Below are 24,582 nucleotides of genomic sequence, written 5' to 3' on the forward strand. Positions count from 1 at the left end.
ACGATCCTCAAGGGTGCTAGACAACGGCCTTTGTGCCGAGCGACGGCTCGGAGATCAGGCTCGCCAACTGGGTCAGTCCATCTTCCAGAGCGCCCCTGTCGGGCGCGACGCCGATGGAGACCCGGACGGCTTCTACGGGGTGCGCGGTGATCGCGAAGGTCGAGGCCGGCACGATCGAGACGCCGGCGCGATCGGCATGGTCGGCAAAGTCCGAGGCGCGCCAATGCTCGGGAAGAAAGAGCCAGAGGTGATGGCCATGGGGGTCGGCCGAAAAGCGACATCCCGCGAGAATGTCGGCGGCCAGTTTCTGGCGCACCACATTCTCCTCGGCGATCGCGTTGGTCACTTCATCCAGCGCGCCCTCGACGATCCAGCGGCTCGCCAGCGCAGACATGAGCGGCGGCGCCATGAGGATCGTCGCACGCAATACGGCGGCGAGCCGGCGAGCCTTTCCCGCGTTCGGCGCGATCACATAGGCGATGCGCAGCGCCGGCGTCACGCATTTGGACAGCGTGGCGATATGCCAGGTGATATCGTCTGCCAGCTCGACCATCGCGGGCAAGCGCACCGGACGCAGCGGCGCATAGGGATCGTCCTCGAAGATCACGACGCCATATTCGCGGGCCAGCGCAACCAGCGCGCGCCGCCGCTCTTCGGGCAAGGTCGCGGTGGTGGGGTTGTCGATCGTCGGCACGACGTAGAGCGCCTTCGGCTTCTTGTCCCGGCACGCCTTTTCGAAAGCGTCGGGGATGATGCCGTACTCGTCCATCGCGAGGGGTTCCAGGACGAGGCCTTTCTGGGCCGCGACCGCCTTGATGCCCGGATAGGTCATCGCGCCGGCTGCCACGACATCGCCGGACGACAGCAAAAGCTCGCAGATCGCGAAGAGTGCGCATTGCGCGCCTCCCGTCACGATGATCCGCTCGGGCGTCACCGGCTCGATGCGCCTGGCAAGCCAGGAAGCGGCCGCCTTGCGATCGGCCTCGATGCCGTTGCTCTCCTGATAATGGAGCGTCATCAGCCCTCGCGGGCTGCCGAGCACGCCGGTGACGCCCTGGGGAAATATCTTGCGGAAATCGGTCGAACTGGGCTGCGGCGGGATATTCATGCTCAGATCAAGAACCGGCGGGGGCTGTTCGGGCGCCTCGCCGCCGTCCATGGTCTCGCTGATAAAGGTTCCCCGGCCGGCATGCGCCTGGATCAGCCCACGCCTGCGCGCCTCGTTGAAGGCCCGAGTGACGGTCGTGAGGTCAACGTCCAGCGCCTCGGCGATCGCACGCTGCGACGGAACGCGCTCGCCGCGCGCCACCCGGCCGGACCGGATATCCGCCTCCAATGCGTCGACGATGCCGAGATATTTCATCGGCGAGGCTTCATTGAGGTGCGGTCGCCACATAGGCTCAATCCCTCATCGTGATGTATGGCAATGGAACATACATTGCTAAATAGCATGTATGGCTCACGAGGAAAAGAGCAGATTACAACCCAGATCCGGCTCTTTGGCGACGCAGGCTCCGGAGCGGGGCAGGAACAGGTTTTCAAGCAGGGCGAACCCGACGGCGCGCGGAGGAACATCCCCCGCGCTCCGCTGTCAGCGCACTCAGCCTTCGCCCATGCCCTCCGCGGGCTTGGGGGCCGCGCCGGAGCGCACCTTGTCGTCAATGCGCTGGCCGACGCCCGCATCGACACTCTTCCAATATTCGATGGCGCGCCCCAGCACCGGCTCGCGCACACCGCCGAGCAGGCTCGCGGCAACCTGGTCGACCAGCGCGGTACGCTGCGCATCGTTGAACACGGTGCGTACCAAGGCGCCTGCCTGACCGAAGTCGTCGTCCTCGGCGTGCAGCGTATAGGCGCTGCGCACCATCTCGCCATCGGCTTCCCAGCCGTCTTCGGTCGGCCCCGTCTCGTCGGCCCAGGACCGGCCGCCGACGTTCGGCACATAGGTTGGCGCGGCACCGCTATGGTCGAATGCCATCTGGCCATCGAACATATAGGTGTTCACCGGAACCTTGGGCCGGTTGACCGGCAGCTGGTGGAAGTTGGTGCCGATCCGGTTGCGCTGCGCGTCGTTATAGGCGAACGCGCGAGCCAGCAGCATCTTGTCGGGCGAGAGGCCGATGCCCGGCACCGTGTTCCCCGGCGAGAAGGCCGCCTGCTCGATCTGGGCGAAGAAGTTCACCGGATTGCGGTTGAGCGTCATCGTGCCGACCGGGATCAGCGGATAGTCGGCATGCGACCAGGTCTTGGTCAGGTCGAACGGGTTGAAGCGATAGGTCGCTGCATCCGCATAGGGCATGATCTGCACCGATAGGTTCCAGACCGGATATTCGCCGCGCGCGATCGCCTCGAACAGGTCGCGGCGGTGATAGTCCGCATCGGCGCCGGCCATGGCGGCCGCCTCGGCGTTGTCGAAGAAGCGCATGCCCTGGGCGGTATGGAAATGATATTTCACCCAGAATTTCTCTCCCGCGGCGTTGATCCACATATAGGTGTGCGACCCATAGCCGTTCATGTGGCGCCAGCTGCGCGGCAGCCCGCGCTCGCCCATCAGATAGGTGACCTGGTGCGCCGTCTCCGGATTGCTGGTCCAGAAGTCCCACTGCATGTGGTTGTCGCGCAACCCCGAGTCCGGCAGGCGGCGCTGGCTGCGGATAAAGTGCGGGAACTTGATCCCGTCACGGATGAAGAAGACCGGCGTGTTGTTGCCGACCAGGTCGTAATTGCCTTCGTCGGTGTAGAATTTGAGGCTGAAGCCGCGCACGTCGCGCCAGGTATCCGGGCTCCCGGACTCGCCCGCCACGGTCGAGAAGCGGGCAAGCATATCGGTCTTTGCCCCCTTCTGGAATAAGGCCGCCTTGGTATAGGCCGAGAGATCCTCGGTGGTCTCCAACACGCCGAACGCGCCGGATCCCTTCGCATGCGGCTGGCGCTCCGGCACCTTCTCGCGATTGAAGTGCGCCATCTGCTCGAGAAAGTGGACGTCATGGAGGAGAATGGGGCCATTCGGGCCGATGGTCAGGGAATTGCGGTCGCTTCGGGCCGGAGCGCCGCTGCCCGTCGTCGAGCCCGCCGCTGTTACGCTGTTGTCAGCCATTGGAATTTTCCTCTTATCTGCTGCTGGAATTCAATTCTTGAAGACGATGTCTTCCTAGCGATTGTTCTTCCTTTTTGCTCACGAAGATAATCCGCCACAGTGATCGAATGACGACATGACAGCGTTGCGGATAGCGCGGCCTGAGCTTCAGCCGGGTATCTTGGCGTTCCCTCTGGTCTCGTTATCGTTCAACGCCGGCGCAGCGGCATCTTTCGCAATCCGATCGATCGCGCGGAGCAGGCCATCATTCTCGAGCGTCGTCCCGATCGTGATTCGCAGGCACGCGTCGAGGCGCGCCTGGTCGAACCATCGGACATGGATATGCTCCGCCGCGAGCGCTTCACAGAGACCGGACGCCGGACCCAGGCTCTCTGGCACCCGCGTCAGCACGAAATTGGCCTCGGACGGAAAGACATGGAAGCCCCGCCCGCGCAACGCGTCCGAGAGGCGCTGACGTTCGCCACGGACAAACTCCCAGCTTTTGCGGGTCGTCTCGACATCGCCGAACGCGACGGTCGCGACATGCTGGGCGATCGCATCGACATTGTAGCTGTCGCGGACTTTCGTGAGCATCGGGTCGACCAGGCTCGCTGCGCCCAGGCCGTAGCCGAGACGAAGACCTGCCAGGGAGTGGCCCTTGCTCAAGGTGCGCACGAGAAGGAGATTGGGGTGATAGTCGAGCAGCGACACGAGGTTATGCGCATGCACGGGATCCATGAAATCGACATAGGCCTCGTCGACCAGCAACACGCCCTGAAACTCGGCAGCTAGCCGTGCGATCGTGCCGGACGGGATGAGCAGGCCCGAGGGCGCCTGCGGGTTCGCGAGCAGCGCCAATCGTGCGCCGGCCTTGTTCCAGCGCTCGGCGAGATCCGCGGGGAGCTGCCAATCGTCTTCGAGTACGGCGCGGGCGACCGGACAATCCTGGATCGACGCGAGCACACCATAGAGATTGTAGCCCGGCTCGACGACGCCAATGGCATGCCCGGGGGCTGCGAAGGTCGTGATCGCCAGCCGGAGCAACTCGTCGCTGCCGTTGGTGGCGATCACCTGCTCCACATCGCAGCGATGGTAATTGGCGATGGCGCCGCGAAGTTTCGCGGCTCTCGGGTCGGGATAGCGCTGGAGCATCGCCGGGGTGATGTCCGAAAGCGCCTGCATCACCGCATTCGACGGGGCCAGCGGGTTTTCGTTCGTATTGAGCTTGATCGCGGGCGCGCATGGCTGCTCTCCCGGCACATAGCCGGTCATGCGGCGGATATTGGAGCGCTCATACATCGCGTGACAGCCCGTCCTTTCCGGAACGCACCGGGACCGGCGCGGCGGACATGCGGGCAACCCATGGCCAGCGGCGCCCGGCCGCCTCGTCATAGCCCAGGTTGAAGACGGTCGGGCTTTTCATCGGCCGGTCGCGACGCTCGTAGAGCGTTCCGAACAATCGGTCCCAGGTGAAATTGGTGATGCCGTAATTGCCGTTCTCATCATGGAAATGATGGGCAAGGTGGCGCGCCTTCATCTCCGCGAACAGGCGATTGCGCGGCTTGTAGGGGAGATGCTCGACGCAGTGAACGAACTCGTAGAAGCAGGTGATCAGCAGACCCGCTGCGAATGCCATCATCGCGGCGCCGAAGCCGCCGATGAACCAACCGATCGGCATCGTCGCCACGGCGATGGTCGGAAGCGTTGTATAGAGCGCGCCGAACAGAACCTCGAGATGGTTCGGGTCGATGTGGTGATCGTAGTGGATGCGCTTCCACACGCCCGCCGTCAGCGGCGACTTGAACATCCAGCGACTGTGCAACACCCAGCGGTGCAGCACGTACCAGACCAGCGGATAGATGAGGCCTGCCGCGACCACCGCCGCGACGTTTTGCAGGATGGTCGACGGCCGCATCCAGGCGAGGACGCCCGCGGCTAGCGCGAGCAGCAGATACGCCCACACCGCCGGATATTGGAAAAAGGCGACCGTCAGGCTGCGAAGCGTCATACGATCCAGTTGATGTCGGCGCTTCCATATCGGTTGCTGCATAGCGTCATGTGTCCCTTCATGCGCCGAACCGCACGATTCCGGCTTCGGGGGGCGGCAGGGAGCCGGGCGCCGTGGCTAATGGGGTGCCCCAGCAATCGTGCGATTCGACGCCTGATTATATGCAGATTGATTGCATACACTGTCAATGCAATTCCGCGCTACACGACCAGCGAGGACATGGCGGGAGACTGCTGCAGGAGGTCCGCGATCGTGGAAAGACCCTCGCTCAGGCGATCGCGCGTTTCAGGCGCTCCGAGCCCGAGGCGGACAGCTTCGACCGGCTGGATGACCGTGAAGGAATCGCTCGGCACGACGCCGATGCCGGCCTGGCGGAGCCTGGCGGCGAATTCTCCGCGCGTCCAGGGGGGCGAGAGCGGGAGCCAGGAATGGAAGGCATGCTTCGCCGTCACCAGCCCATGATCGGCAAGCAGGCGGTCAGCGATCGCGCGCCGCGCCTCGGTTTCAGCCCGGATGGCAGCGACCACCTGACCCGCCAGCCCGGTCTCGATCCAGCGCGTGGCGATCGCCGCGCCGAGCGGCGAGGCGATCGATGTCGTCGCTCGAACGGCGCCGGACAGCCGCACCGCGGCCCGCAGGTCCGGCACGACCACATAGGCGACCCGCAGCGCCGGCGAGAGGCATTTAGACAGGCCGGCGACATGGTAGACGATCTCGGGCGCCAGCGCCGCAAGTGGCGGGAGTGCGCTTCCGGACAGTTTCCCATAGGCGTCGTCCTCGATGATCGAGACGCCATATTCGCGGGCGATCTCGACAATCGCCTTTCGCCTGTCGAGCGGAACGGTCGCGGTCGTCGGGTTGTGAAGTGTCGGCGTGCAATAGAGGATACGCGGCTTGCGCGTGCGGCAAACCGTCCGGAAATCGTCGGGATCCAGCCCGTCGCGATCGATTGCAACCGGCGCGAGCTCGATCGACAGGTGGGCCGCCAGCGAACGAAAGCCCGGATAGGTCAGCGCCTCCACGGCGATCGGACCGGCCTTGGCGCCGAGCGCAGTGACCAACGACAGGAGCGCGCTCTGCGCGCCTGGACAAACCAGCAGACGGTCGATCGACACATCGGGCAGGCGATCCGCCAGCCAGTCCACGCCGGCCTGTCGATCGATCCCGGCGCCGCCGACATCCTGATAGCGCAGGATCAGATCCATGCCGCCATCGGCTTCGAGGTCTCCAATGCCCGCCCAGAGCTGCGCGCCGAGCGACGGATCATCGAATTTCGGCGGTAGGTTCATGCCCATGTCGACGAGACCGGATGCAGGGCGCATCGGGACGCGGCTGGCCCGCCCCGCGCGCACATAGGTTCCCTGCCCGACCCGCCCCTCGATCAGACCGCGCTTGCGCGCCTCCGCATAGGCCCGGCTCACGGTCGTGAAGTCGATGTCGAGCGCGTCGGCGAGCGCGCGCTGGGGCGGCAGCCGGTCGCCGGCGGCGAGCGCCCCCTTCTGGATATCGCTGGCGAGCGAGTCCGCGATGGCGAGATAGAGCGGACTCGCTCCTGCCGCGATTATAGGGCGCCATTCGTGCGCGGGCCGTTCGTCATCCATTGTGCAAACTTTCGTGTCCATATATATGGATATTGTATGTTGCATTGATTCGGCGCAAGACCGAAATGTGTTCCCCACCCCTGCAAGGGATAGCAGAAGCAAGGCAAAGACCATGGATTATGTTGCGCGGTTTGAATCGCTGATCGGCGAGATGAAGCTCGACGGACGGTATCGCACTTTCATCGAGCTCGAACGGTTGGCGGGCGAATTCCCCACCGCCTTGTGGCGCCAGCCCGATGGCGACGCTCGTCGCGTCACGGTCTGGTGCAGCAACGACTATCTCGGCATGGGGCAGAACCGCGACGTCCTGGCCGCCATGCACGGCGCCATCGACCAGTTCGGGGCGGGCACCGGCGGCACGCGCAACATCTCCGGCACCAATCGCAGCCACGTGGCTCTTGAGACGGAGCTGGCCGATCTCCACGACAAGGAGGCCGCGCTGATCTTCACGTCGGGCTGGATCTCCAATCTGGCGGCACTCGGCACGCTGGGCCGGATCCTGCCCGATTGCGCGATCTTCTCCGACGCGCTCAATCATAATTCGATGATCGAGGGCATTCGCCGCTCGGGCGCCGAACGTTTCATCTTCCGTCACAATGACGCCGCGCACCTCGATGAGCTGATGAGCGCAATCGACCCCGATCGTCCGAAGATCGTGGCGTTCGAGAGCGTCTATTCGATGGACGGCGACGTGGCGCCGATCGCGGCGATCTGCGACGTCGCCGACAAGCATGGCGCGATCACCTATCTGGACGAGGTCCATGCCGTCGGCCTCTACGGTCCGCGCGGCGGCGGCATTGCCGAGCGCGAGGGGCTTGCGCATCGGCTGACCGTGATCGAAGGCACGCTCGCCAAGGCGTTCGGCGTGATGGGCGGCTATGTCGCCAGCTCCTCGCTCCTCGTCGACGTGATCCGCAGCTGCGCCGACAGCTTCATCTTCACCACCTCGATCTGCCCGCATCTGGCGGCCGGCGCCGCGGCCGCGATCCGGCACCTGAAGGACAGCGGAGAAGAACGCGCGCGGCAGCATGCAGCGGTGAGCCGGCTGATCGCGATGCTGCGTGCGGCCGACATGCCGGTCCCCGACACGCAGAGCCATATCGTGCCGTTGATCATCGGCGACGCGCATCTCTGCAAGGCGACCAGCGACCTGCTTCTCGCCGAGCACGACATCTACGTCCAACCGATCAACTATCCGACCGTCGCGCGTGGCCAGGAGCGCCTGCGCCTCACGCCGACCCCGTTTCACACCGAAGCGCATATGAAGGCGCTGGTCGATGGCCTTGTCGCCGCGCGCGCCCGGCTGGGATGGAACAACCGGCTGCTCGCCGCCTGAACGAGGAAAAGTGATGGCAACGCATTTTGTAACGGCCAGCCGGCTGCGCGATGGCGCGTCGGTATGGCTTGGTGACGCCGCAACCTGGGTCGATACCGTCGAGGCGGCGACGCGGTTCGAACAAGACATGCTTGAGACCGCGCTCGAGGCGGCCCGCGCGGACCAGGCGGAGCACCGCGTCGTGGACGTGCACTCCGCGCCCGCGCCCCTCACCTATCGCGAGCAGATCCGTGCCCATGGGCCGAGTGTCCGATCGGACCTCGGGACCCAGGCGGGGCGGCCGGCGCGCGCCGACACCCTCCCCCCGCCACCGTCGGCGCTCGACCGGTCGCCCTACGCGGGCATCTATCGTTACGACGAATATGACCGCCAGTTCCTCCGCGACCGGGCCGCGCAGTTCCGGCGCCAGGTCGAGCGGCGGCTCGCCGGCGAGTTGACCGAGGACGAGTTCAAGCCGCTTAGGCTGATGAACGGGCTCTATCTGCAGCTCCATGGCTACATGCTGCGCGCCGCTTTACCCTATGGCGTGGTGAGCGCCGCGCAGTTGCGCCAGCTCGCTTATGTCGCGCGCCATTTCGACCGCGGTTACGGGCATTTCACCACCCGCCAGAACATCCAGTTCAACTGGATCCGGCTGGAGGATACGCCCGACATCCTCGCGCTGCTGGCCGAGGCCGATCTTCACGCCATCCAGACCAGCGGCAATTGCGTCCGCAACGTCACGACCGACCATTTCGCCGGCGCGGCCGCGGAAGAGGTGATCGATCCGCGCCTGTTCGCCGAGATCCTGCGGCAATGGTCGACAGACCATCCCGAATTCACCTACCTGCCGCGCAAGTTCAAGATCGCCATTACCGGTGGCCCGATCGATCGGGCGGCGATCCACGTCCACGACATCGGCATCATGGCGCACCGAAACGAAGCTGGCGAGCCCGGCTTCAGCTTCTATGCCGGCGGCGGGCTCGGGCGCACACCGGTGGTGGGCGTGCGGGTGCGCGACTGGCTGCCGGTCAAGGATCTGCTACGCTATGTCGAGGCGATCCTGCGGACCTACAACGCGCTCGGCCGGCGCGATAACATCTACAAGGCGCGCATCAAGATCCTCATCAAGGAGATGAAATCCGAAGCCTTCATCCAGATGATCGAGGACGAATTCGCCGCGATGGCGGCGGACTATAACGTCCTCGAACCGGAGATCATCGCCGCCCTCCAGGCTCGGTTCGTCGAGCCGCCGTTCGAAAGCCTCCCGGCCGAGTCCGAAGCGCTCGAGGCAGCCCGTAGCCGTGACACCGCCTTCGCGGCCTGGCTGGAGACGAACAGCTATCCGCACCGCGTGCCAGGCTATGCCTGCGTGACGGTTTCGCTCAAGCCAACGGGGGGCATCCCTGGCGATGTCAGCTCCGAGGAAATGGAGCGCATTGCCGATCTGGCCGACGCCTATTCCTTCGGTGAGATCCGTGTCTCCCACGAACAGAACCTCGTCCTCCCGCATGTCCGCCGTGACGATCTCCATACCCTATGGTCGGGGTTGGTCGAGGCAGGGCTCGCCAGCGCCAATATCGGCCTGTTGACGGATATCATCGCCTGCCCCGGCCTCGATTATTGCAGCCTGGCGACATCGCGATCGATCCCCGTCGCCCAGCGCATCGCGGAGCGCTTCGCCGCTCCCGGACGGCAGCGTGAGATCGGACCGCTCGACCTCAACATCTCCGGCTGCATCAACGCCTGCGGCCATCATCATGTCGCCCATATCGGCCTGCTCGGGGTCGATAAGGCCGGCGAGGAATTTTATCAGATCACGCTCGGCGGCGCGTCCGACGACAAGGCTTCGATCGGCTCGATCATCGGGCCGGCGATTTCTTCGGAGAAAGTCGTCGATACGATCGACGCGATCGTCGACGCCTATATTGCGCGTCGCGAACCCGGCGAACGCTTCATCGACACCTATCGCCGCCTGGGCGCCGCACCGTTCAAGGCGGCCGCCTATGCTGGCGATTGAACGGAGGCTGCTGATGCCCGTCATCGACATGGAGGCAAGGCCGGTCTCCGATACCTGGATCGACGGCGCCCTCGATCATCGGATCGCGGCCGAGCCGCTGGTTGTGCCGATCGCGACGCTCGTGGTGCTTTCTCCGGGGGAGGTCGAGGAGGCCCGGCCGATCGGCGTGCGCGTCACGCCGGGCGCCGAGATCGAGCGCCTGTTCGCCATGGTCGATCATCTCGATTTGATCGTGATCGAGTTTCCGAGCTTCCGTGATGGTCGTGGCTTCACGCTCGCAACGACACTTCGCGGCCGCCACCGGTTCACGGGCGACCTCCGTGCCTCGGGCCAAGTCCTGCCGGACCAGTTCGCGGCGCTATGCGCCTGCGGGTTTTCGACGATTGAGACCTCCGCATCCCATCCGCCGGAACAGTGGCAACGTGCGCTCGCCGCGACGGGCGCAACGGACCGGTCGGCAGGACCGTTGCTGAAACGCCTGCTCACCCGGAGCGATACGGCCCAACAGGAGATGCTGCACCTTCCAACAGAAGCTGGGGAGCCTGGATGAGCGGGACAGTACATCGCCTGGCGGCCGGGTCTGGCAGAGGGTTGAGGTTCGGTCCTATGCGGACAGGTCTTCGCGGACGGTGCCCGCGCTGCGGGAAGGGTCGGCTGTTTACCGGCTTCCTGACGCTGCGGGATGGGTGCGAGACGTGCGGGCTCGATTTCACCGAAACGGAATCCGCGGACGGACCGGCCTTCTTCGTGATCTGCTTCGGATGCTTTCCGGCGGTGATCTTCGCGCTGCTGCTCGAGATCCTGTTCAACCCACCCTATTGGGTCCATTTCCTGACATCGGGACCGGTGTTGCTGCTGGGTTGCCTGATGCCTCTGCGCCCGATGAAGGGCTGGTTGTTCTGCAGAACCTACCTCGCGAACATCCGTAAGAAGTGACGCTGGCGCACCTCGGAGATCGCGCGCGGCCGCGCCTCAGCGCGGCGGTTTCCTGAACTCACGAGTGGAAGCGGCTTTGCTCTCTCGAAATCCACCAGTCCATTTTCGCGTTGGCTTCGACGTCCGACAACTCGGGAAACGGCTCGCCCAGATGGACAAGCGCGCTCTCGACATCGCCTGCGGCATCATCTTCACCGTTGCGCTCGAGGAGCACCAAGGCCGCGCGTAGATGGTGCATCGCGGCTTCGTTGCGTGGATCAGCTTCAGCAGTCTCGTTCTGCTCGAGAACAGCGACCGCCAGCCTCAAATATGGAACGGCGTGTAAACGCTCCGCCTCGACGAGCAATTTGACCGCCTCAGCCGCGAGAGACGTTGCGGCCACCACATTAGCTTCAGGGCTCACCGTTGGCATGGTCCTCACCCGCCTCCTTTTCTCGGCGTCTAAGCTCGGCCTGGACCGCTTCGCGGATGAAGGAGGCGATGCGTCGGCTACCCACCAGCGCCTCGATACGCTGAAGGGTTTCTACAGGTAGCCTGATCGTTGTCGGCTTCATTCCTAAAGGCGGACGTCCCATCGCTCCCGTCGCTATCGACGACGGGACCAACCTCAAAGCAGATCATGTAGACGCTATCGTTTTTACGATTAAACGCCATCGTTTATTAGATAAACGATGGCGTTTAATCTCGCAAGATGGATTCCACACTCTTTGCAAACGGGGAACCGGAGCAGGATGTGGAATCGGCCGAACCCGCCCACCCTGGGTGATTCGGGTTGTTCCTTTCTTTCGGGTGCGGCGTGAAGACAGCATTCCGTCATGGCAGGCACGATCGCCTAGGCTATTGAATGCGTCGCAAACATGATCTTGGTCGAGCGAGCGGCGATCCGGAATGGCTGCACCATCGGGGAGACGAGGTATCTGGCCGCCGAGCGCCCGTCGTGCAGCAATTCGAGCAATGTCATCTCGTCGCCAGTGGGGCAGGCATCGGGGGCGTTCGATGCCTCGAAGCGCCGGCCAAGGCCTGCCTCGAATATCGAGAAGAGGCCGTCGAAGACTGGGGCGAGCAGGCCCAGATAGGATCGTTCGAGCTCCGCATAGAGGCTGCTCTGGACAGGCAAGCCCTGGTCGCGTGCTTGCCGCCACCGACGCGCGGCCGCCAGGATCGGCCAATCCAGTTCCGTTTCCGGCACGGCAGCCAGCTTGAACGCGCGACTCATCACACTCCTCCAGACACTCCCCTTTTTCCACGCTCGCGTTTTGCGAGTCATTCGCTGCGCCTACTGTGCGGTTATGTCAGGAACAAGACGGATCGCTCCCTGGAGCGGTGAAGCGGGGGAGAACCTCGCCGACGAATGCGCGACGATCCATTATCGCCCTCCCGCCCCAGATGGTGCCGGCGCCCGCCATGCCGCAGAGCGGACATCGACGGCCTTCGGGATCAGCTTGAGCTTAAAGAACAGGTCCGCAATCTCCTGTTCCTTTCCAAGCGTTTCATCGGAGATCGCGCCAGCGCCGAACTCGCTGCGGTCTGCCGCGCGCTCCGCGACTTCCCGGGACACGCCGATCTGAGCGGCGAGAATCGCGGCGAACGCCTTGCGATTTCTCTGAGCCCACTGACCGGCCTCGTTGACCGCCGAGAGGGCCGCCTCGAGGACAAGCGGGTTATGCTCGGCCAGCGGCCTTGCGGCCATGTAGAACATGATATTGGGCGCCAGGCCCGTCGCGTCGGTGATTGAGCGCGCTGCAGTGTTCAGTTCGGCCGCGGAAAGATAGGGATCCCAAGTCCCCCATGCGTCGATCGCGCCACGCTCGAACGCCGCTCCTGCGTCGGCCGGCGTCAAATAGACGGGTACGATGTCGCTATAGCCAAGGCCACTCGTTTCAAGCGCGCGAAGGACGAGATAGTGGACATTGGATCCCTTGACGAAGGCGACGCGCTTGCCCTTCAGGTCTGCGACCGTTCTGATGGTGCTGCCCTTGGGAACGATGATGGCTTCGCTTCTGGGCGATGGGGGCTCGCATCCGGCATAGAGGATGTCGGCGGCGGCCGCCTGGGCAAAGATCGGCGGCGTCTCCCCGACCGGTCCGAAGTCGGCGGCGCCGAGATTGATGGCTTCGAGCATTTGCGGACCGGCGACGAACTCCTTCCAGGCCACGGACCAGCCCAAAGGATCGAGCTTGCGCTCGAGGATGCCCGAATCCTTCAAGTACATGATAGTGCCGATTCCCTTCTGGAATCCGACCCTCAAGGTCTTGCGGTCGGCGCTGCAGCTGGTCAGCGCCGCGAAGCCGCCAACCGCCAGCGATCCTGCAAATATGCCGAATCCTCTGCGGGTTATCATGTGTAGTTCCTTCCGGATATTCAGGATCAATTGTCTTCGGTGAGCAGCTCTTCGAGAATGCTGCTTTGGATCTTCGCGAGTTCGGCTGAATCGCGCGTTCTCGGACGGGCGACGCCAACGCGGACGTCTTTCACGATGCTGCCGTCGTCGATAACCAGGACACGATCAGCAAGGCTCACCGCCTCCTGGACGTCATGCGTCACAAGGATGGCCGTGAAACCCAACTTGGCCCACACCCGCGCCAGCAGCGACTGCATGGAAAGGCGGGTCAATGCATCGAGCGCCCCGAGCGGCTCGTCGAGGAGCAGGATGCGTGGCCGGCTTACGAGCGCTCTCGCCAGCGCGACCCGTTGACGCTGCCCACCAGACAAGGCCGATGGCCATTCGAACTGCTTGCTCTCCAGGCCGACCTCGCGAAGCACGTCGCTCGCCAACGCCTTTGAGTGTGCCTTGTCGGCTTCGCGAATTCCTACCTCGACGTTCGCGAGCACGCGCGCCCAGGGCAATAGCCTTGGCTCCTGGAACATCATCCGGAGATAACCGCCTTCCCCCTCCCCGCCCCCGATCCGGTCGAACGCGATGGTGCCGGCATCGGGCGTCTCAAGTCCGGCGATCAGCCGCAACAGCGTGCTCTTTCCTGATCCAGAGCGCCCTACCACCGCGACGAACTGACCCGATGGGATCTCAAGGTCGATGGCGCGCACTACTTCCGTCTCGCCAAATCGCTTTCGGATGCCCAGTATGGACAGTGCGGTGCCGCCGTCCGCGAGTGCGTCCGCGCCGGGTGTGTCGCCCGATGCCGCGGCGCCCGATAGCCTCTCCTTGATGTGGCGGATGTCCTGCATCTGTGACGCTATCCGCCGTGGAACGCCGGGTGCCACGAGAGGGTCAGCCGTTCCATGATGCCGGCGGCTGTGTCGGCCAGCTTCCCGAGCAGGGCGTAGATGACGATGCTCAGGATGACGACGTCGGTCTGCATGAACTCGCGAGCCTGCATCGCCATGTATCCGAGGCCGGAGGACGCTGCGATCGTCTCGGCGACGACCAACGTCAGCCACATGATGCCGAGCGCGAAGCGCAGGCCCACAAAGATGGACGGAAGCGCGCCGGGGAAGATCACCCGGCGGAACAGCGTCGGTCCACTCATACCGTAGATGCGCCCCATCTCGATGAGCTGGGGATCGACCGAGCGGACGCCATGAAGCGTGTTCAGATAGATCGGGAAAAATACGCCGAAGGCGACAAGGAACAGCTTTGCGGTTTCGTCTATGCCGAACCAGAGAATGACCAGCGGGATGAGCGCGAGATGCGGAATATTCCGGATCATCTGCAGGGTCGTGTCGGTCATCTTGGCGCTCAGGCTCGACAGGCCATTAGCCAGGCCGAGCGCGAAACCGATCGTTCCGCCAACCAGGAATCCGATGCCGGCGCGCCAGAAACTGACCCCAAGGTTCCGCTGAAGCTCACCGGAGAGTAGCAGCCGATATCCCGCCGCCACGATGCTGGTCGGGGCCGGGAGCATCCGTTCCGGGAACACGCCGCTCGTAGATGCGACCTGCCAGGCGCCAACAATGCACAATGGCACCAGCCATTGGATGAACGTGTCGGAAATCTGGGTTTTCGCCCTCTCTCCCTTCCGGATCGCGGAATGGGACCTCATGGCAAACAGGGGGCGAATGAGTTGTCCATTATAGGAAACTGCTATGTCTTATACGATATGCCGTCAACCTTGCGTGCGGCTCGAAGAGCCCACCTTTTGGGTGAAGCGCGATGCACGCGAAGCTGAGCGGGTGGAGCCGTTTGCGCGAGCAGCAAGCCCCAGCCCAATCCATCCGATAGAGCCATCTGCGGCTGCGATCGGAGTCTCCTGGCGATCTCGGTTAAGCTAGCGCACCTCCCGCATCAGCCTTCCGACGAGGATAGCCGCGATCGCGGCACCGATGGCGGCGGCTATAAGCGCCGTCGAAAAGCCGGCACGATAGGCAAGCTGCGCTTGGGCTATCGCTAGTTCGCGCGCAGTTCCCGTCAAACCGGCAAGGGCCTGTGGCAGATCTCCGGAAACGACGGCGTCGGCAAATCGACGATCAATGGTGCATCCCGCCCCGGACCGGCATGCCGAGGCGGTCAGATGCCCACGTGTGGCTGTCGACAAGATGCCGCTGAGCAGCGCGAAAGCGAGGAGGATACCGGAGAATCGCGAAGTCGTGCTGATCCCCGAAGCCATTCCCGCCCGGTCGCGCGGCGCCACGCCCATGATCGCCTTCTGGGTTTCGCCATTGAGCAGGCCGCCGCCAGCACCAAGGATGAGCATGCCGACCATCACGATCATCGACTGGCCCAGAGAAGCACCCCAGCTGGTCAATGCGTTGCCGGCAGCAACCACTAATAGGCCGAGAACGAGGACTTGCCGCGATACGAGTCGACGACCGAGCTTCCGTCCGACATAGGGAAAGGCGAGCATCGCCAACGCGAATGGCAACATGGCGAAACCGGCTTCAAGCGGCCCTCTGCCCATCCCGTTCTGTAGAAACTGGGGCAGCAGCGAAGCCATCACCTGGGCGGAACCGGCATAGGCGAACATCGCCAGCACCGCGCCGATGAAGGCGGGTCGGCGGAAAAGCTGGAGATCGAGCATGGGGCGGACTTGGGCACGCTCGACGGCGACGAACAGCGCGAAACCGCAGATGCCCAGCGCGAACCCGATCAGCGTCACCGGTGCCCCCCAGCCATGTTCCTGGCCGTAGATCAGGGCCGCGGTCAGGAAGAACATGGAGAGGGCGAACAGTGCTATTCCAGCAGGATCGGGCTTCCCGGCATCTGGATCGCGCGATTCCTCGATCAGCAGTACAACGGCGGTACACAGCGCAATGCAGATCGGCGCATTGATGAAGAACGCCCACCGCCAGCCGAGCAGGTTGGCGATGACACCGCCAATGATCGGAGAAAGCGCCATGGTCAGCCCCATCATGCCGCCCCAGATCGCCCAGGCGCGGCTGCGTTCGGCTTCTCCATGAAAGCTATGGCCGATGATCGCCAACGCCGGCGCAAGAAGGAATGCGGCGCCAACGCCCTGAAGGGCGCGCGCCACGGACAGCCCCAGTGCCGTCGTGGCGATACCGCAAAGGATCGATGCGACGGCAAAGAACACGACGCCCGCAAAGAAGACACGGCGTCGTCCGAACCTATCGGCAATGCTGCCCGCCGGCAGCAGCAGCGACGCGAAACACAGCACATAGGAGCCGATCACCCATTCGATATCGGCGAAGCTCGCGCCGAGATCCCGTGCGATCGTCGGGAGGACGATCCCGACCACGTTGGTGTCGAGCACGGTCATGGCGCAGCCAGTGGACGCGGTGAGCAGCACCAGCATCGGATTGACCGCGCGCCGCACCTGAGCAGTGGGGATCATATCGCCTTCCCTCCGAGGTAGCGGGTCGGCAGCTCGCAAGCGGGAGCGGATACAAGGAGAGAGAAGGCAAGGCCCTCCCGGCGGTGGCGGGCTCTAGGCATGAGGGGTTCCGATCAATTCGGCGCTGCTTATGGCGCCGGCCAGAATTCATGTCATTGTCAGAGAAATACAATTTAATTAGGTATATCCTAATTAAAAGGAACGCCCCATGGAGCTTCGGCACCTACGCTATTTTGTGACGCTCGCTGAGGAGCTTCATTTCGCACGCGCAGCAGAACGCCTGGGGATCGCGCCTCCGACGCTCACCGTTCAGATTCAGGAGATCGAGCGGACGCTGGCAACCAGGCTCTTTGCGCGGACCAAGCGCTCGGTCGCGCTGACCGCAGCGGGAGCCATCTTCCTTGACGAAGCGCGGGCGGTTCTCGCCCGTTTCGCACAGGCCGAGAGTGTCGGGCGCCGCGCGGGCCGCGGCGAGGTCGGTCGGATCGAGATCGGCTATGTCGGTTCGGCGGCCTATGCCAGCGTCCTGCAGGCCCAGATCCGCCAGTATCGCGCGGCCTGGCCCGGCGTTGAGGTCAACGCCCATGAACTCGCCATGGCCGGTCTTCCCGCCAGTGTCGGCGACGGGTCCATTGATATCGGGTTCATCCGGCTGCCATTACCGCTTCCCGCCGGCGTCAGCCGGCACGTGCTCCTGCGGGATGAATTCTGTGTCGCGCTGCCAGCCGAGCATCCGCTCGCCTCCACGCGAGGGCGCATTCGGGCAGCCCAGCTCGCGGGTGAAGCCTTCATCCCGCCTGAACAGACCGCCGGCACGTATGAGATCGGGCGGCGCGGCCACTTCTCCCCGCGCATCATGGACGCGCCAGGCAATCTGATCGCAGTCCTGGCCCAGGTATCGCTTGGCGCCGGGGTGTCGATCCTTCCGAGCGTGGTGGCTTCCGTGGTCCGGATGCCGAACCTGGTGTTTCGGCCAATCGCCGGCGAGCAGATCGTGTCGGAGGTCGCTGCGATTTTCCGGACCCATGACCCCTCGCCTGCCGTCAGGCAATTCGTGCGTCAGCTTCTCCAGGCGGAGGCAATCGAAATGCACTTCGGATCGTCCGACGACGCGACAACTGATTGAGCCGTGCGCCATCAGTGCTTGAGAGCCGGCCAGCCGTTTCTTATGAGGCACGCTGACTCGCATCTCCGAACACCCCATGGTTCCCGTTCAAGGGGTGGCGGTTTCGGCGGTTCCATCACGATTGAGCTCGCCGCAAAGGTATCTTCTGATGATCGACGTAACCTTGTTGCCCAGCCCGGAAACCACGAATGCCGATCTCGTCTACGCGATCGGCGATGTACATGGACGGCTCGATCTGTTGGACAAGATGGAGCGCGCGGTCGCCGCTGATATCCAGGCCGTGAAGCCGTCGAAGCCCGTCATCTGCTACCTTGGCGACTATATCGATCGAGGCCCTCACTCCGGCCAGGTCATAGACCGGTTATCCAGTCCGTTCGAGGACGATGTTTCGCGGGTTTTTCTTCGGGGAAACCATGAGGACCGGATGATCGACTTCCTGGAGGCGCCGAGAGAGAACGGCCCCGGATGGATGAAATATGGGGGGATGGACGCGTTCGAGAGCTATGGCCTGAGCGTACCGGAGATACATGATGACGATGATTGGCTGACACTGCGCGATAGGCTGTTGGAGGTGCTGCCCGCCAGCCATCAGGAATTTCTGCAGGGACTTCGGCTCGGTTTGGTCTGGCGCGACTATCTGTTCGTTCACGCCGGCGTCGATCCGGCCCGGCCGTTATCGATGCAGGCCCCTCACGATCTCATGTGGATCCGCGAACCGTTCCTCAGTTCCGACCAAGATTGGGGCATGAGGGTCGTGCACGGGCATGTGATCGTTGACGAGCCCGTGTTTCGGGCGAACCGCATCGGGATCGATACCGGCGCCTATAAATCGGGTCGACTGACCTGTCTCGCGATCGACGAACTCGGAACCCGCGTCATCGAGGCTGCCGAGTAAGCCGCTCATCTGGTCGTCAGGCGCTAATCCCCGCTGCGCGGCCCGAAGCCTGGAATATATCCAGAACCTCTTCCACCTGAGCATCGCTGTGCTCGGCACATGACGAGCACCACAGAATGAACATACCTGCTGGTGTTGCAGGCGGACGCGCGGTGTTCACGTAGGGTCCGGCTTCCAGCAGCCCCTGCCATAACGCGATGGCCTGTGCCATGTCGGTCAGGATTACCGCGATGGTGGCCGATTGCGCCTGCTCCGTGCCAGGCTTTTAGCCCATCTCGCGCAAACCCTGATGCAGGCGGCGGGCGTTCTTCGAGAGATGCGCGCGCTTCTCCCTCCGGTGTATCGTTTTACGGATTGAGGTGGCTGCGGCCGCGACCACCCTTCGGCGGCAGCAACGCAGTGAATATATGACGGCGGCCGATCAGTCACAGCAGGTCGAATTTCAGGTGTTCGATACGCAAAAGCCGCCGACGGTACCAACCGACTTGGAAAAGGTGCCCATCACGAAATCAATGTCGCCTTCGCGCCCAAGCTCCTCGAAGACGCCTTTTAGGTCGTCGAGTTTTCCTGGCCGAGCCGGCAAACGGCTCAGGCGCTGGTCGAGGTCGTCAACCGGGTTATGGCGGAACCGCACGTCCTCTGCAGCACAGCGAGCAATCAACATGGATCGAGGCGTGGCTGTCGGCGTCGAGGATGATATAATCGTCCTTCCCGCCATCGTCGAAATCATGCCCAGGTGGGCTTAATAGCCTGTCGAAAGGACGATCGCGTGTTCCGTCCCGTAGAACTCGTTGAGCCGGCCTCGCAGTCAGCGTGTCCGGAATAGGTGCTGTTCAAAACGCGGCTCCTCGCGGTGCCGCCACCGAACTTGTCGAGCGCATTCTTGCCCGCAGCAGCAACTCAAGAATCGCCCTCGCACGCATTCAGTCCACTAAATGCCTGATCCGCACTGTCATTGGTTGCGCGCGAAGGGCGGCAGGGCATTATCCTGTGCCCTTTTATCTCGCGACAGCAGCGCTCACCGGGGCGCAGGAAGCTCAGATCGAAACGCGGCGAAGGCGAGGAGTCCGATAACAAGCTCGGCCACCATGAATATGCCGAAGGCGATGCTGAAGCCCGCTGGCATGAGGGCACCGAACGCAAGGCTTCCAAGGCCGAAGCCGATGAAAAGCGTGAAGACGTTGAGCCCCATCGCCTGACCGGCGCGAGGACCGCCAAGCGCCGTTACGATGCCTCCGAACAGCGGCTGGGTCATGTCGTAGCCGAGCGAGAGCAACGCGGCTACCAGGGGAACCAGGATCAGCGGCGGATCTGCCAGCAGTAAGCCAACCCCAAGGCCACCGGCGAGCAATCCCCAGGGGATCAGGTGGGCCCTCCCCCACCGGTCCGCCGCACGACCGATCGCCGGGCCAAGGAGGAAGCCAGGAATGCCATAGCCGAGAAGCGCTAGCCCGACGGTCGTTGGGCTGAGCGCATAGTGCCGCTCGAGATAGACGCCGAGCCAGGTGAACACGCCCGAGTGGAAGATCGAATTGAGGAAGACATAGGCGTAGGTTCTTCGCCCCCGCGCGGTGCCGAGCAACTCCTTATAGCCGCGCAGCACGTCTCCAAGCGTGCCCATCACGGGCTGGGCAGCGCTCGCGATCAGCGGACGACTTGATGACAGCAGCACCAGGAGCACGAACCCGCAGCCGCCAGCGAGCAGGAATAACCCCTGCCATCCGATCGCCGGCACTACCAACGCCCCCACCGGCGCACCGAACGCCATCCCGCCCGCCATCGCCCCGAAGATCCAGCCGAGCGCCCGGCCTCGTTGCTCATAGGGATAGAGCCTCCCCACCAACGCCAGCGCCAAAGGCACCACCCCACTCGCGCCAATGCCGGTGAGCAGACGCCAGAGCGCCAGTTGGTCGATGGAGTGCGCCGTCGCGGTGAGGATCGTCAGAATCGAGAAGGCTCCGAGCGATGCGAACATCACCCTGTGGATACCGACCCGGTCCGCGAGCAAGCCGTAGGCGAGCGTCGCAATCCCATAGGGGATCAAATAAGCTGGCACGATCAACCCCACGGTCTCGACGGGCGCGTGCATGCGCAGCGACAAGGTCGGGATGATCGGCGCCACCATATAGGCCTGGAAGAAGATGATGAACGTCGCCAGTGCGAGCAGGCGCAACAGCCGCTCGTGCGCCTTGTTGCGCGTCGGGGGGATCTTGGTTTCGATCATTCGGATGGACCTTTGCAATCGTTTGGCTGGGCGGGCAGCCCGTCGAAGGGTACCGTCGCCCGGCAGCCGAGAAGCGCGTGGAGCGGCTGGTCGTCACTCACGCGCCGGAACAGCCCGGGAGATTGCCAGCGCGCATGGCCGTCGAGGTTGCGCGCGCCGCGCCCTTCCCTGAGATCGTCAATCCAGATCGTCCGCGTCTCGAGCGAGATGCGCGTGAGGCCGGTATGGTTGCCGACCCCTGCATGGGCATGGGCGCCAGAGAAGGCGATCAACGTGCCAGGATCGATCACCACCGGCACCGCCCGCCAGCCGGACGGATCCTCGGCGAGATGCGGGATGGCCTGATCGGCATCGACCGCATTGCGGCCAAGCGCATGCGACCGGTCCAGAAGCGCCCTTAGATCAAAATCGCCGCTCGTGTTGCGGACCGGCCGGTCCCAGAGGTCCGGATAGAAGGCAAAGGTACGCCCAGCGGTGATCGGGTAGACCGGACCCCACCAGTTGGTCTGGGCATAAATATTCGAGCCCCAGGTGTCGCGATGGAAAGCGATCGTCGCGGTGGTCCGGGCACGCGGCGCCTGGGCCGGCTCATCCTGATGGGGTTGGAAGCGCAGATGGAGCCGATCCCGGGCAAGACGATGCGGGTCGATGCCCACTGCTTCGAAGACACCGCGCCATAGCTCGCGGACCTCGCGCGATGCGCTGAAGGCTTTCTCGCATCCATGGAAGCGTTGGGTTTGAGCGGCATGATCGCAATGCAGATGCACCAGCGGCGGCGCGTAGGGATGAAGCTCGGCCTCGATCAGCTCGCGTGCGAAGGCGATCAAGGCCGCCGTCGCCGGGAGGCCAGCGAACTTGATGATCTCGCCTGAATAGATCCGCACATGGAAGCCCGTGGGATCGAGCGGCGCGCTTCCTATCGTGTACATGGCGGATAAGCGTCGGAGTTGTTGTCGCCGCCGCGCCGCCCGCACGCTAGGCAGCCAGCCTCAGAGCGCGGCAAGCGCATCGGGAAGCTCCGCGAAGGACGTCAGCACCTGGCCCGGATCGGCGCCCGCCGGTACGATCGCCCCCTCGTCCAGGTGCATCAGGAGGCAGGGAACTCTTGCGGCGCGCGCCGTGGTCAGATCGACCACGGTGTCGCCGACGAACGCGGCCGGACCAACACCCGTCCGCCGGATGGCTTCGAGCAGTGGTGCCGGGTCCGGCTTTCGGACATCCAGCGTGTCTCCGCAGACAACCGAAGGAAAGCGGCCCTTCCAGCCCATGGCGTCCAGGAACGGACGGGTGAGATAGTCGAGCTTGTTGGTGCAGATCGCGAGCTGAACGCCATCAGCCTCTAGTGCTGAAAGCGCCTCCTCGACGCCTGGCCATGGTCGGCTACGATCCGCCAAATGGGCTTCATATTGGCCGACGAAGCGCGCAAACCCCTCCGTGAAGATCGGTTCGGTAACCCCGCCCGTGGCGGTGAGCGCGCGTTTCACCAGCTCATGAACGCCATCGCCGAGCATCGATCGCACCTGCGCGACATCGAGCGTTGGCCGGGAAAGCGCCTTCAGCATGACATCGACCGCGTCCGCGATGTCGGGCACCGCATCCGCGAGTGTTCCGTCCAGGTCGAACACGACCGTCCGGACCCGGAACCTATGGACTCCGCTACCTGCGCTTGCCTGTGCGTGACGACGGGCGCCGGTCATATCGCGTAATCCAGCGCTTCCTCGCGCAAACCCTCGATGGCCGCGCGCAACGCCTCTTCCACGATCACCTGGCCCGCCGGGGTGAGCGGCGTGAGCGGCAAGCGATGATGCGGAGCGAGACGGCCCAGCTGCCCCAGGGCCCATTTGACCGGAATGGGATTGGACTCGATGAACAGTGCCTTGTTCAATGGCGCGATCGCGCTGCTGATCCAGCGGGCCGTCAGCGCGTCGCCGGCGCGCGCCGCGGCGCACAGCCTGCGCATCGCCGCGGGAAGAACATTGGCGGTGACCGAGATGTTGCCGCGCGCGCCATGGAGCATCAGCGCGGCGGCTGTCTCGTCATCGCCGCTGAAGACCGCGAAGCGCGCCGGCAGCCGCCGGAGCAGCCCGATCCCGCGTCCAATATCGCCCGTCGCGTCCTTGAGGCCGACGATGTTGGGGATTTCGGCGAGCCGCATCACCGTGTCGTCGGCTAGGTCCGTGATCGTGCGGCCCGGCACATTGTAGATGATCAGCGGCAGGTCGACGGCTTCTGCAATAGCGCGAAAATGGGCGTACAGCCCGTCCTGGGTCGGCTTGTTGTAATAGGGCACGACCGAAAGCGCGGCGACGACACCCGCCTCCCGCGCCGCCTCGGTCAACTCGATCGCGGCAGCGGTCGCGTTGGAGCCGGCGCCGGCGATGATCGGAATCCGGCCCGCCGCGTGATCGACGGCTGCGCGGATGACGTTCTTGTGCTCGCCCATCGTCATGGTCGCGGCCTCGCCGGTCGATCCCATGATCACCAGGGCATCGGTCCGCTCCTCGACATGCCAGTCGATCAGCGAGCGCAGCGATGTCCAGTCGAGACTGCCATCCGCATGGAGCGGCGTGACAAGAGCGGGAATACTACCCGAGGGCAGAACCCGACGCGCATCGAAGCGGCTGCCGCCAATCGCGGCCACGATCTCGCTTCCTGCCATCGCCGCGCCTATGCCGCCTGCGTGGCGTGCCAGGCCGCGACATAGGCCTGGGCGCGCGCACGCACCTCTTCCACAGTGCGGCCCGGAGCATAGAGCCGGCCACCAGTACCAAAGCCGCTCGCGCCTGCCTCGACATAGTCGGCCATGGTCTCGGGCACGATCCCGCCCGTCGGGAAGAGCGGAATATGCTTGGCGAAGACGGCGCGCCACGCCTTGAGCGCGGCGGGCGGGATCGCCTCAGCGGGGAAGACCTTGAGACCGACGGCACCGGCCGCCATCGCTGCGAAACCCTCGGTCGGGGTCGCGACGCCGGGGACGCAGGGCAAATCCGCCCAATACGCGGCGCGCACGACGTCCAGGTCGGCATGCGGCATCACGATGAGGCGTCCGCCGGCATCCTGGACCTTCTTCACGTCGACCGGATCCATCACGGTCCCGGCACCGATCAGCGCCCTGTCTCCAAACCGCTTCGAGAGGCGCCGGATGCTTTCATAAGGGTCGGGAGAGTTGAGCGGCACCTCGATCAGTTTGAATCCCGCCTCGACCAGTACTTCTCCCACGCCTTCGACCTCATCCGGCGTGATCCAGCGGAGCACGGCGATCAACGGCGTGCTCGCGAGCGCGGCGTTGAAAATGGCCTTGGGGGTCAGATCGGTCATGAGGTTTCCCTTCAATGTATGGTCGCGGGTGACCTTAATGTATGGCCTTCGACGACTTGTATGGGTGCAATCCCGATGGGGTTCCGCTTGGTGCAGGGTCTTGCGATTCTCGCCTTGCGGTTGGAATTTTCATCCGTAGTGCGCGGAACGGTCATCGAAAACTGCATTAAGTAGGGCTTGATACAGGTCATATAGTATGGCTATGGCGCATACATAAGAGGCGCACTCGTCTTTGTCGAGTCGGAACCGTCGTCATTGCCAAGCAAAACGGCTCCCGCGCCTTGGGACGAGAAGCGTGATCGAAAGGAACGCA

23 protein-coding genes and 1 pseudogene are annotated in these 24,582 nt (G+C 64.0%); 6 read left to right on the top strand and 18 right to left on the bottom strand.

The genetic code is table 11. The features are described 5' to 3' along the window. Window positions 1-16 precede the first annotated feature (16 nt). The 5 genes from CAF53_RS22220 to CAF53_RS22240 all read right to left on the bottom strand — a co-directional run bounded on the left by CAF53_RS22220 (window position 17) and on the right by CAF53_RS22240 (window position 6,685). Window positions 17-1,396, bottom strand: a complete 1,380-nt coding sequence (locus CAF53_RS22220) for a PLP-dependent aminotransferase family protein (protein ID WP_100239613.1) — start codon at window positions 1,394-1,396, stop codon at window positions 17-19. A 204-nt stretch (window positions 1,397-1,600) separates the two neighbouring features. After that, entirely contained in the window at window positions 1,601-3,097 is a 1,497-nt protein-coding gene (locus CAF53_RS22225) for a catalase (protein ID WP_100239614.1), read from the bottom strand. Window positions 3,098-3,244: 147 nt separating this feature from the next. Further along, window positions 3,245-4,375 (bottom strand): histidinol-phosphate transaminase, encoded by a 1,131-nt coding sequence (gene hisC / locus CAF53_RS22230; protein ID WP_100239615.1) that lies wholly within the window; start codon window positions 4,373-4,375, stop codon window positions 3,245-3,247. Then, window positions 4,368-5,084, bottom strand: coding sequence for a sterol desaturase family protein (locus tag CAF53_RS22235; RefSeq protein ID WP_242443566.1), 717 nt, complete (start codon window positions 5,082-5,084; stop codon window positions 4,368-4,370). The genes hisC and CAF53_RS22235 overlap by 8 nt, the downstream gene beginning before the upstream one ends. A gap of 200 nt (window positions 5,085-5,284) precedes the next feature. Next, window positions 5,285-6,685, bottom strand: coding sequence for a PLP-dependent aminotransferase family protein (locus CAF53_RS22240; protein WP_100239617.1), 1,401 nt, complete (start codon window positions 6,683-6,685; stop codon window positions 5,285-5,287). Between the two features lie 112 nt (window positions 6,686-6,797). Here CAF53_RS22240 and hemA point away from each other — a divergent pair, with 112 nt between their 5' ends. From hemA to CAF53_RS22260, 4 genes are read left to right on the top strand one after another with little or no spacing between them, the layout of a single operon-like run. Then, window positions 6,798-8,021, top strand: coding sequence for a 5-aminolevulinate synthase (hemA, locus tag CAF53_RS22245; RefSeq protein WP_100239618.1), 1,224 nt, complete (start codon window positions 6,798-6,800; stop codon window positions 8,019-8,021). 13 nt (window positions 8,022-8,034) lie between these two features. Then, window positions 8,035-10,020, top strand: coding sequence for a DUF2849 domain-containing protein (locus tag CAF53_RS22250; RefSeq protein ID WP_100239619.1), 1,986 nt, complete (start codon window positions 8,035-8,037; stop codon window positions 10,018-10,020). Further along, window positions 10,007-10,570 (top strand): DUF934 domain-containing protein, encoded by a 564-nt coding sequence (locus CAF53_RS22255; protein ID WP_100239620.1) that lies wholly within the window; start codon window positions 10,007-10,009, stop codon window positions 10,568-10,570. The genes CAF53_RS22250 and CAF53_RS22255 overlap by 14 nt, the downstream gene beginning before the upstream one ends. A gap of 56 nt (window positions 10,571-10,626) precedes the next feature. Beyond that, window positions 10,627-10,956: a DUF983 domain-containing protein gene (locus CAF53_RS22260; RefSeq protein WP_242443567.1), complete on the top strand. Its 330-nt coding sequence runs from the start codon at window positions 10,627-10,629 to the stop codon at window positions 10,954-10,956. A 58-nt stretch (window positions 10,957-11,014) separates the two neighbouring features. Here the strand turns inward: CAF53_RS22260 and CAF53_RS22265 are convergent, their stop codons facing one another. The 7 genes from CAF53_RS22265 to CAF53_RS22295 all read right to left on the bottom strand — a co-directional run bounded on the left by CAF53_RS22265 (window position 11,015) and on the right by CAF53_RS22295 (window position 16,706). Next, window positions 11,015-11,368, bottom strand: coding sequence for a hypothetical protein (locus CAF53_RS22265; RefSeq protein WP_157801339.1), 354 nt, complete (start codon window positions 11,366-11,368; stop codon window positions 11,015-11,017). Then, a complete protein-coding gene (locus CAF53_RS27775) occupies window positions 11,349-11,510 on the bottom strand; it encodes a ribbon-helix-helix domain-containing protein (protein WP_242443568.1) in 162 nt (53 codons plus the stop codon). Before CAF53_RS27775 ends, CAF53_RS22265 begins: the two co-directional genes overlap by 20 nt. Before the next feature lie 278 nt (window positions 11,511-11,788). Continuing rightward, the gene (locus CAF53_RS22275; RefSeq protein WP_100239623.1) at window positions 11,789-12,172 is read right to left on the bottom strand and encodes a hypothetical protein; all 384 of its coding nucleotides are present in this window, start codon (window positions 12,170-12,172) and stop codon (window positions 11,789-11,791) included. A 150-nt stretch (window positions 12,173-12,322) separates the two neighbouring features. Continuing rightward, complete coding sequence (locus CAF53_RS22280; protein ID WP_197707532.1) at window positions 12,323-13,327, bottom strand: aliphatic sulfonate ABC transporter substrate-binding protein; 1,005 nt, start codon at window positions 13,325-13,327, stop codon at window positions 12,323-12,325. Further along, the gene (locus CAF53_RS22285) at window positions 13,324-14,142 is read right to left on the bottom strand and encodes an ATP-binding cassette domain-containing protein (protein WP_100239625.1); all 819 of its coding nucleotides are present in this window, start codon (window positions 14,140-14,142) and stop codon (window positions 13,324-13,326) included. The genes CAF53_RS22280 and CAF53_RS22285 overlap by 4 nt, the downstream gene beginning before the upstream one ends. An 8-nt stretch (window positions 14,143-14,150) precedes the next feature. Continuing rightward, window positions 14,151-14,819 carry an ABC transporter permease subunit gene (locus tag CAF53_RS22290; protein WP_198771971.1) on the bottom strand — a complete coding sequence of 223 codons (669 nt, stop codon included), beginning with the start codon at window positions 14,817-14,819 and terminating at the stop codon, window positions 14,151-14,153. A gap of 363 nt (window positions 14,820-15,182) precedes the next feature. Next, window positions 15,183-16,706, bottom strand: coding sequence for an MFS transporter (locus CAF53_RS22295; protein ID WP_100239627.1), 1,524 nt, complete (start codon window positions 16,704-16,706; stop codon window positions 15,183-15,185). Window positions 16,707-16,914: 208 nt separating this feature from the next. On the opposite strand from CAF53_RS22295, the gene CAF53_RS22300 reads away from it, so the two are divergent. After that, window positions 16,915-17,832: a LysR substrate-binding domain-containing protein gene (locus CAF53_RS22300; protein ID WP_100239628.1), complete on the top strand. Its 918-nt coding sequence runs from the start codon at window positions 16,915-16,917 to the stop codon at window positions 17,830-17,832. Between the two features lie 76 nt (window positions 17,833-17,908). Next, the gene (locus CAF53_RS22305) at window positions 17,909-18,727 is read left to right on the top strand and encodes a metallophosphoesterase family protein (protein ID WP_100239629.1); all 819 of its coding nucleotides are present in this window, start codon (window positions 17,909-17,911) and stop codon (window positions 18,725-18,727) included. A 16-nt stretch (window positions 18,728-18,743) separates the two neighbouring features. On the opposite strand, the pseudogene CAF53_RS22310 reads toward CAF53_RS22305, so the two are convergent. The 6 genes and pseudogenes from CAF53_RS22310 to CAF53_RS22335 all read right to left on the bottom strand — a co-directional run. Next, window positions 18,744-19,627, bottom strand: a pseudogene (locus CAF53_RS22310) (aminotransferase class I/II-fold pyridoxal phosphate-dependent enzyme); the annotation flags it as partial. A 118-nt stretch (window positions 19,628-19,745) separates the two neighbouring features. Beyond that, window positions 19,746-20,951 carry an MFS transporter gene (locus tag CAF53_RS22315; RefSeq protein ID WP_100239630.1) on the bottom strand — a complete coding sequence of 402 codons (1,206 nt, stop codon included), beginning with the start codon at window positions 20,949-20,951 and terminating at the stop codon, window positions 19,746-19,748. Continuing rightward, window positions 20,948-21,880, bottom strand: a complete 933-nt coding sequence (locus CAF53_RS22320; protein ID WP_197707533.1) for a hypothetical protein — start codon at window positions 21,878-21,880, stop codon at window positions 20,948-20,950. Before CAF53_RS22320 ends, CAF53_RS22315 begins: the two co-directional genes overlap by 4 nt. 60 nt (window positions 21,881-21,940) lie before the next feature. After that, window positions 21,941-22,648, bottom strand: a complete 708-nt coding sequence (locus CAF53_RS22325) for an HAD-IA family hydrolase (protein ID WP_100239631.1) — start codon at window positions 22,646-22,648, stop codon at window positions 21,941-21,943. Then, complete coding sequence (gene dapA / locus CAF53_RS22330; protein WP_197707555.1) at window positions 22,645-23,550, bottom strand: 4-hydroxy-tetrahydrodipicolinate synthase; 906 nt, start codon at window positions 23,548-23,550, stop codon at window positions 22,645-22,647. The genes CAF53_RS22325 and dapA overlap by 4 nt, the downstream gene beginning before the upstream one ends. Before the next feature lie 68 nt (window positions 23,551-23,618). Next, the gene (locus CAF53_RS22335; RefSeq protein WP_100239633.1) at window positions 23,619-24,269 is read right to left on the bottom strand and encodes a 2-dehydro-3-deoxy-6-phosphogalactonate aldolase; all 651 of its coding nucleotides are present in this window, start codon (window positions 24,267-24,269) and stop codon (window positions 23,619-23,621) included. Between the last annotated feature and the right edge of the window lie 313 nt (window positions 24,270-24,582).

The sequence above is a fragment of the Sphingobium sp. LB126 genome, assembly GCF_002795205.1.
Lineage (GTDB): Bacteria > Pseudomonadota > Alphaproteobacteria > Sphingomonadales > Sphingomonadaceae > Sphingobium > Sphingobium chungbukense.

What these genes read in the sequence shown, in the direction of transcription:
- CAF53_RS22220 (WP_100239613.1), bottom strand. Translation starts at nt 1,396, where the DNA reads ATGTGGCGACCGCACCTCAATGAAGCCTCGCCGATGAAATATCTCGGC.
- CAF53_RS22250 (WP_100239619.1), top strand. Translation starts at nt 8,035, where the DNA reads ATGGCAACGCATTTTGTAACGGCCAGCCGGCTGCGCGATGGCGCGTCG.
- CAF53_RS22335 (WP_100239633.1), bottom strand. Translation starts at nt 24,269, where the DNA reads ATGACCGATCTGACCCCCAAGGCCATTTTCAACGCCGCGCTCGCGAGC.
- CAF53_RS22235 (WP_242443566.1), bottom strand. Translation starts at nt 5,084, where the DNA reads ATGACGCTTCGCAGCCTGACGGTCGCCTTTTTCCAATATCCGGCGGTG.
- CAF53_RS22290 (WP_198771971.1), bottom strand. Translation starts at nt 14,819, where the DNA reads ATGCTCCCGGCCCCGACCAGCATCGTGGCGGCGGGATATCGGCTGCTA.
- CAF53_RS22240 (WP_100239617.1), bottom strand. Translation starts at nt 6,685, where the DNA reads ATGGATGACGAACGGCCCGCGCACGAATGGCGCCCTATAATCGCGGCA.
- CAF53_RS22265 (WP_157801339.1), bottom strand. Translation starts at nt 11,368, where the DNA reads ATGCCAACGGTGAGCCCTGAAGCTAATGTGGTGGCCGCAACGTCTCTC.
- CAF53_RS22225 (WP_100239614.1), bottom strand. Translation starts at nt 3,097, where the DNA reads ATGGCTGACAACAGCGTAACAGCGGCGGGCTCGACGACGGGCAGCGGC.
- CAF53_RS22255 (WP_100239620.1), top strand. Translation starts at nt 10,007, where the DNA reads ATGCTGGCGATTGAACGGAGGCTGCTGATGCCCGTCATCGACATGGAG.
- CAF53_RS22305 (WP_100239629.1), top strand. Translation starts at nt 17,909, where the DNA reads ATGGTTCCCGTTCAAGGGGTGGCGGTTTCGGCGGTTCCATCACGATTG.
- CAF53_RS22295 (WP_100239627.1), bottom strand. Translation starts at nt 16,706, where the DNA reads ATGATCCCCACTGCTCAGGTGCGGCGCGCGGTCAATCCGATGCTGGTG.
- CAF53_RS22325 (WP_100239631.1), bottom strand. Translation starts at nt 22,648, where the DNA reads ATGACCGGCGCCCGTCGTCACGCACAGGCAAGCGCAGGTAGCGGAGTC.
- CAF53_RS22285 (WP_100239625.1), bottom strand. Translation starts at nt 14,142, where the DNA reads ATGCAGGACATCCGCCACATCAAGGAGAGGCTATCGGGCGCCGCGGCA.
- CAF53_RS22315 (WP_100239630.1), bottom strand. Translation starts at nt 20,951, where the DNA reads ATGATCGAAACCAAGATCCCCCCGACGCGCAACAAGGCGCACGAGCGG.
- CAF53_RS22300 (WP_100239628.1), top strand. Translation starts at nt 16,915, where the DNA reads ATGGAGCTTCGGCACCTACGCTATTTTGTGACGCTCGCTGAGGAGCTT.
- hemA (WP_100239618.1), top strand. Translation starts at nt 6,798, where the DNA reads ATGGATTATGTTGCGCGGTTTGAATCGCTGATCGGCGAGATGAAGCTC.
- CAF53_RS22260 (WP_242443567.1), top strand. Translation starts at nt 10,627, where the DNA reads ATGCGGACAGGTCTTCGCGGACGGTGCCCGCGCTGCGGGAAGGGTCGG.
- CAF53_RS27775 (WP_242443568.1), bottom strand. Translation starts at nt 11,510, where the DNA reads ATGAAGCCGACAACGATCAGGCTACCTGTAGAAACCCTTCAGCGTATC.
- hisC (WP_100239615.1), bottom strand. Translation starts at nt 4,375, where the DNA reads ATGTATGAGCGCTCCAATATCCGCCGCATGACCGGCTATGTGCCGGGA.
- CAF53_RS22275 (WP_100239623.1), bottom strand. Translation starts at nt 12,172, where the DNA reads ATGAGTCGCGCGTTCAAGCTGGCTGCCGTGCCGGAAACGGAACTGGAT.
- CAF53_RS22320 (WP_197707533.1), bottom strand. Translation starts at nt 21,880, where the DNA reads ATGTACACGATAGGAAGCGCGCCGCTCGATCCCACGGGCTTCCATGTG.